The sequence below is a fragment of the Kitasatospora sp. NPDC001539 genome (assembly GCF_040298565.1).
In the GTDB taxonomy this organism is placed as follows: Bacteria; Actinomycetota; Actinomycetes; order Streptomycetales; family Streptomycetaceae; genus Kitasatospora.
This window is the reverse complement of the sequence record NZ_JBEPAK010000353.1, coordinates 1-5,497: the sequence shown is the minus strand read 5'-3', so window position 1 is coordinate 5,497 and position 5,497 is coordinate 1. Positions and strand designations below refer to the sequence as shown.

The 5,497-nt window shown below is 72.8% G+C and carries 4 protein-coding genes and 1 pseudogene; 4 read left to right on the top strand and 1 reads right to left on the bottom strand.

The window, feature by feature from the left end; translation table 11 throughout:
• Nucleotides 1-106 precede the first annotated feature (106 nt).
• A pseudogene (locus ABT247_RS31405) lies at nt 107-574 on the bottom strand (NUDIX domain-containing protein); the annotation flags it as partial.
• A 187-nt stretch (nt 575-761) separates the two neighbouring features.
• On the opposite strand from ABT247_RS31405, the gene mmuM reads away from it, so the two are divergent.
• The 4 genes from mmuM (at nt 762) to glpK (ending at nt 5,387) form a co-directional block, all read left to right on the top strand.
• Complete coding sequence (gene mmuM / locus ABT247_RS31400; RefSeq protein ID WP_350749469.1) at nt 762-1,706, top strand: homocysteine S-methyltransferase; 945 nt, start codon at nt 762-764, stop codon at nt 1,704-1,706.
• A gap of 277 nt (nt 1,707-1,983) precedes the next feature.
• Nucleotides 1,984-2,748 (top strand): IclR family transcriptional regulator, encoded by a 765-nt coding sequence (locus ABT247_RS31395; RefSeq protein WP_350749465.1) that lies wholly within the window; start codon nt 1,984-1,986, stop codon nt 2,746-2,748.
• A gap of 282 nt (nt 2,749-3,030) precedes the next feature.
• Nucleotides 3,031-3,768, top strand: a complete 738-nt coding sequence (locus ABT247_RS31390) for an MIP/aquaporin family protein (protein ID WP_502892539.1) — start codon at nt 3,031-3,033, stop codon at nt 3,766-3,768.
• 98 nt (nt 3,769-3,866) lie between these two features.
• On the top strand, nt 3,867-5,387 hold the full coding sequence (glpK, locus tag ABT247_RS31385; RefSeq protein WP_350749459.1) for a glycerol kinase GlpK: 1,521 nt from the start codon (nt 3,867-3,869) through the stop codon (nt 5,385-5,387).
• The last annotated feature ends 110 nt before the right edge of the window (nt 5,388-5,497 follow it).

Below are 5,497 nucleotides of genomic sequence, written 5' to 3'. Positions count from 1 at the left end.
AGGGTGGTGACTACCTGGTCGACCAGGACGCCGCCGAGATCATGTGCAAGGAGGCCATCGACGCCGTCCTCGACCTGGAGAAGATGGGTCTGCCCAGGTCGAGGTCGAGGTCGGCGACCGGGTGCCAGGCGGCCGCCGCGGCGTCCGTCCCGGCCTGGGGATCGGGCAGGTCGGGGGCGAAGGCGAGGTAGGCGACGGAGACCACGTGCATGCGCGGATCCCGCTCGGGCGCGCCGTAGGTGCCGAGTTGTTCCAGGTGCAGGCGGCAGAGCTTGGCCTCGACCTCCGAGGCGCCCAGCAGGCCGGTCTCCTCGGCGAGTTCGCGGGCCGCGGCTTCGTCGAGGCCCTCCTCGCCCGCGCGCAGGAAGCCGCCGGGCAGCGCCCAGCAGCCCTGGTAGGGCGGGGCGCCGCGTTCGACCAGCAGGACGTGCAGGCTGCCGCGGCGCAGCGTCAGGGCGACCACGTCGACGGTGACGGCGACGGGGGTGTAGGCGCGCGGATCGTAGGCGGCGAGCCACTCCTGCTCCGCCGCCGGCCCGGTGCCGGGCCGGGGGTGCGGTCCGTCGGCTGCCATCGCGGGCTCCTCTCCGCACGGTCGAGGGCATCCGGTGCCGTCGTTCTCGGGCTGAGCACAACGTAACGACCGCCCTGCCCGACGGCAAACGGTTTTCCGGATCCACGAGCGCCTCCGGTTTCCGGGCCGCCGGGCACTTCCGGCTTCTAGGCTGTGACCGGGAACGACCGCTGCCGAGGAGGCCCCGATGCCCATTGCTCCCCCGCCGGACTTCGCCGCGGCGCTGGCGGCCGGCCCGCTGGTCCTGGACGGCGGGATGTCGAACCAGCTGGCGGCGGCCGGGCACGACCTGTCGGACGAGCTGTGGTCGGCGCGGCTGCTCGCGGACGACCCGGCGGCGGTGGTGGCGGCGCACCGGGCGTACTTCGCGGCCGGGGCGGAGGTGGCCATCACGGCGAGCTACCAGGCGAGCTTCGAGGGCTTCGCCCGGCGCGGGGTCGGGCACTCGGAAGCGGCCCGGCTGCTGGCGAGCAGTGTGGAGCTGGCCCGGGAGGCGGCGCGGGCGGAGCCGGGCGGGCGGCGGCGCTGGGTGGCGGCCTCGGTCGGCCCGTACGGGGCGGTGCTGGCGGACGGGTCGGAGTACCGGGGGCGGTACGGGCTGAGCAGGGCGGACCTGGTGGCCTTCCACCGGCCCCGGCTGGAGGTGCTGGCCGCGGCCAGGCCGGACGTGCTGGCGCTGGAGACGGTGCCGGACGCGGACGAGGCTCGGGCGCTGCTGGAGCTGGTGCACGGCCTGGGGGTGCCGGCCTGGCTGTCGTACAGCGTGGCGGGTGACCGGACCCGGGCGGGGCAGCCGCTGGCCGAGGCGTTCGCCCTGGCGGCGGAGGTCGACGAGGTGCTGGCGGTGGGCGTCAACTGCTGCACGCCGCAGGACGCGGACCGGGCGGTGGCGCTGGCCGCCGAGGTGACCGGCAAGCCGGTGGTGGTCTACCCGAACAGCGGGGAGGAGTGGGACGCCGGCCGCCGGACCTGGCGCGGGGAGCCGACGTTCCGCTCGGCGCGGGTGGGCGGCTGGCTGGCGGACGGGGCGCGGCTGGTCGGCGGCTGCTGCCGGGTCGGGCCGGACGGGATCGCCGCGCTGGCGGCCGAGGTGGCGGTGCGGCGGGGGCTGCTGAGCGGAGTGGACGGCTAGGTCCTGCCCGGCGGTGCCGGCGGTCGTGGCGGTCTCGGCTAGGCGGTCTCGGCGGCCCTGGCAGGCCCGGCACGGACGGACGGGCAGACGGGCAGACGGACGGACGGGCGGACGGGCGGACGGGGCCCGGGTTCCGGGCACGGCGGACGGGAGGTTAACACCGGACCGAGGGCGGGTTACCGAGGGGGAAGGTGCACGGACGGACGGCGGCCTGGCAGACTCGTCCCGTCACCAATGCGGTCGACATTGTCGACCGCCTGTCAGCGCGGAGGTACCCATGCCCGGCCCGATCCAGTCGCTCTCCCGGGCCGCCGCGATCATGCGCCTGCTGGCCGGCGGTGAGCGCCGCCTGGGACTGTCCGAGGTCGCGACCGCGCTGGACCTCGCCAAGGGGACGGCGCACGGCATCCTGCGCACGCTGCAGCAGGAGGGGTTCGTGGAGCAGGACCCGGAGAGCGGCAAGTACCAGCTGGGCGCCGAGCTGCTGCGGCTCGGCCAGAGCTACCTGGACGTGCACGAGCTCCGGGCGCGGGCGCTGGTCTGGGCCGACGACCTGGCCCGGGCGGCCGGGGAGACGGTGTACCTGGGGGTGCTGCACCAGCAGGGCGTGCTGGTCGTGCACCACGTGTTCCGGCCCGACGACACCCGGCAGGTGCTGGAGGTCGGTTCGATGCAGCCGCTGCACAGCACCGCGCTGGGCAAGGTGCTGGTGGCCTACGACCCGGTCGCGCGCGGCGAGTTGGGCGACGGCCCGTACGAGCCGTACACCCTGCGGACGCTGACCGAGGCGGCCGACCTGGACGCCGAGTGCGCGCTGATCCGCGAGCGCGGGTGGGCGGACTCGATCGAGGAGACCTGGGAGGGCGTGGCCTCGATCGGCGCGCTGATCCAGGACCGGCGGCGCAATCCGGTGGGCGCGGTGTGCGTCAGCGGCCCGGTGGAACGGGTCTGCGAGGACGGCTTCGTGAAGCCCTCGCTGGTCGCCTCGGTGCGCAGCGCGGCGCGCGCGATCTCGCGCGACCTGGGCGCCGGGCGGTTCTGAGCGCAGCGGTCCATCCGTCACGCTGAGGCGCGGACGGGGCGGAAGCCTGTCCGCGCCTTGGCGTTTTGTCCGGATTCCGGACACTCCGCTGGGTAACTTCGGGGGGCGGGTCGAGGGAAGGGTCACAGCTGCGTAACCCCGCCTTGACGTGGAGGCGACCTGGGGAGGAAGCTTCCGCATGACGGTCGACATTGTCGAACGACGGCCGGGAAGATCACTCCCACAGCGCGCTCACCCGCACGGCGATCCACCGGCCCACCCCCACCCGCTCCTCCGGGCCATATGGACAAGGGAGTCTTTGTGTCCGCGTTCTCCAACGGCGACGTCTTCGTCGGCGAAACCCTCGGCACCGCCGCTCTGATACTCCTCGGCGGTGGCGTCTGCGCCGCCGTGACCCTCAAGAAGTCGAAGGCCGTCAACGCCGGCTGGCTGGCGATCACCTTCGGCTGGGGCTTCGCGGTCCTGGTCGCCGCCTACATGTCGGCTTCGAAGTCCGGCGCCCACCTGAACCCGGCCGTCACCCTCGCGCTCGCCGTCAAGAGCGGCGACTGGAGCCAGGTGCCGCTCTACCTCGGCTCCCAGCTGCTCGGCGCGATCATCGGCGCCGTGCTGGTCTGGCTCACCTACCTCGGCCAGTTCCAGGCCAACAAGGAGCCCACCCTCGGCATCTTCTCGACCGGGCCCGAGATCCGGAACCCGATCCAGAACCTGATCACCGAGGTCATCGGCACCTTCGTGCTCTGCCTCCTGATCCTGACCATCGGCACCAACGACGGGCTCACGAAGTCCGGCACCAGCACCCTGATGGTCGCCTTCACCGTCGTCGGCATCGGCCTCTCCCTCGGTGGCCCGACCGGCTACGCCATCAACCCGGCCCGCGACCTCGGCCCGCGCATCGCGCACACCTTCCTGCCGATCCCCCACAAGGGCGGCTCGGACTGGTCGTACGCCTGGATCCCGGTCGTCGGCCCCGTCCTGGGCGGTCTGGCCGCCGGCGGCGTGTACAACGCCCTCTTCTAAAGACCGGGTTGGACCGCACCGAGCACGGGGACTGACCGAGAAGCACGTCAGGCCCACCCACCCCGCAACCCCCCGAACCTGAGCCGAGGACCCTCCACATGACCTCCACTGGCAACTACATCGCCGCGATCGACCAGGGCACCACCTCCAGCCGCTGCATCATCTTCGGCGCCGACGGGCGGATCGTCGCCGTCGACCAGCAGGAGCACCGGCAGATCTTCCCCCAGCCCGGCTACGTCGAGCACGACGCCGCGGAGATCTGGACCCGGGTGCAGTCGGTCGTCCGCGGCGCGCTGGAGAAGGCCGGCCTGACCAAGGACGACATCCGCGCCATCGGCATCACCAACCAGCGCGAGACCACCGTCCTGTGGGACAAGAACACCGGCGAGCCGGTGCACAACGCGCTGGTGTGGCAGGACACCCGCACCGAGGCGCTCTGCCGCGAGCTGGGCCGCAACGTCGGCCAGGACCGCTTCCGCCGCGAGACCGGCCTCCCGCTGGCCAGCTACTTCGCCGGTCCGAAGATCCGCTGGCTGCTGGACAACGTCGAGGGCCTGCGCGAGCGCGCCGAGGCCGGCGACATCCTGTTCGGCACCATGGACACCTGGGTGATCTGGAACCTCACCGGCGGTGTCGACGGCGGCAAGCACGTCACCGACGTGACCAACGCCAGCCGCACCATGCTGATGAACCTCAAGACCCTGGCCTGGGACGAGAGCATCGCCGAGTCGATGGGCGTGCCGCTGGCCGTCCTGCCGGAGATCCGCTCCTCCGCCGAGGTGTACGGCGAGGCCGTCGGCGACCTGGCCGGCGTGCCGGTCGCCTCCGCGCTCGGCGACCAGCAGGCCGCGCTGTTCGGCCAGACCTGCTTCGACGAGGGCGAGGCCAAGTCCACCTACGGCACCGGCACCTTCCTGCTGCTGAACACCGGCGAGAAGATCGTCAACTCGTACCACGGCCTGCTGACCACCGTCGGCTACCGGATCGGCGACCAGGCCCCGGTGTACGCGCTGGAGGGCTCGATCGCCGTCACCGGCTCGCTCGTCCAGTGGCTGCGCGACCAGCTCGGCATCATCTCCACCGCCGCCGAGATCGAGACCCTCGCCAACACCGTCGAGGACAACGGCGGCGCCTACTTCGTCCCGGCCTTCTCCGGCCTGTTCGCCCCGTACTGGCGCTCCGACGCCCGCGGTGTGATCGCCGGTCTGACCCGGTACGTCACCAAGGGCCACCTGGCCCGGGCCGTCCTGGAGGCCACCGCCTGGCAGACCCGCGAGGTCGTCGACGCCATGCAGAAGGACTCCGGGGTCGAGCTCACCGCCCTCAAGGTCGACGGCGGCATGACCAGCAACAACCTGCTCATGCAGAACATCGCCGACGTCCTGGACGCCCCGGTCGAGCGCCCGTACGTGGCCGAGACCACCGCCCTCGGCGCCGCCTACGCGGCGGGTCTCGCCGTCGGCTTCTGGAACGACCTCGACACCCTGCGGGCCAACTGGCACCGCGCCGCCGAGTGGACCCCGCGCATGGACGAGGCCACCCGGGAGCGTGAGTACAAGAAGTGGCTCAAGGCCGTGGAGCGCACCATGGGCTGGGTGGAGGAGGAAGAGAACAACTGACCGAGAGCCGGTCGGGGCACCGCGCCCCGGCCGGCCGCCCGCTGTTCCGGCAGCGGGCGTCACCGTGTTTCACCGGCCCGCCGCACCGGGCCGACCGGCCTCTCCCGCAG

What these genes read in the sequence shown, in the direction of transcription:
- ABT247_RS31390 (WP_502892539.1), top strand. Translation starts at nt 3,031, where the DNA reads ATGGACAAGGGAGTCTTTGTGTCCGCGTTCTCCAACGGCGACGTCTTC.
- glpK (WP_350749459.1), top strand. Translation starts at nt 3,867, where the DNA reads ATGACCTCCACTGGCAACTACATCGCCGCGATCGACCAGGGCACCACC.
- ABT247_RS31395 (WP_350749465.1), top strand. Translation starts at nt 1,984, where the DNA reads ATGCCCGGCCCGATCCAGTCGCTCTCCCGGGCCGCCGCGATCATGCGC.
- mmuM (WP_350749469.1), top strand. Translation starts at nt 762, where the DNA reads ATGCCCATTGCTCCCCCGCCGGACTTCGCCGCGGCGCTGGCGGCCGGC.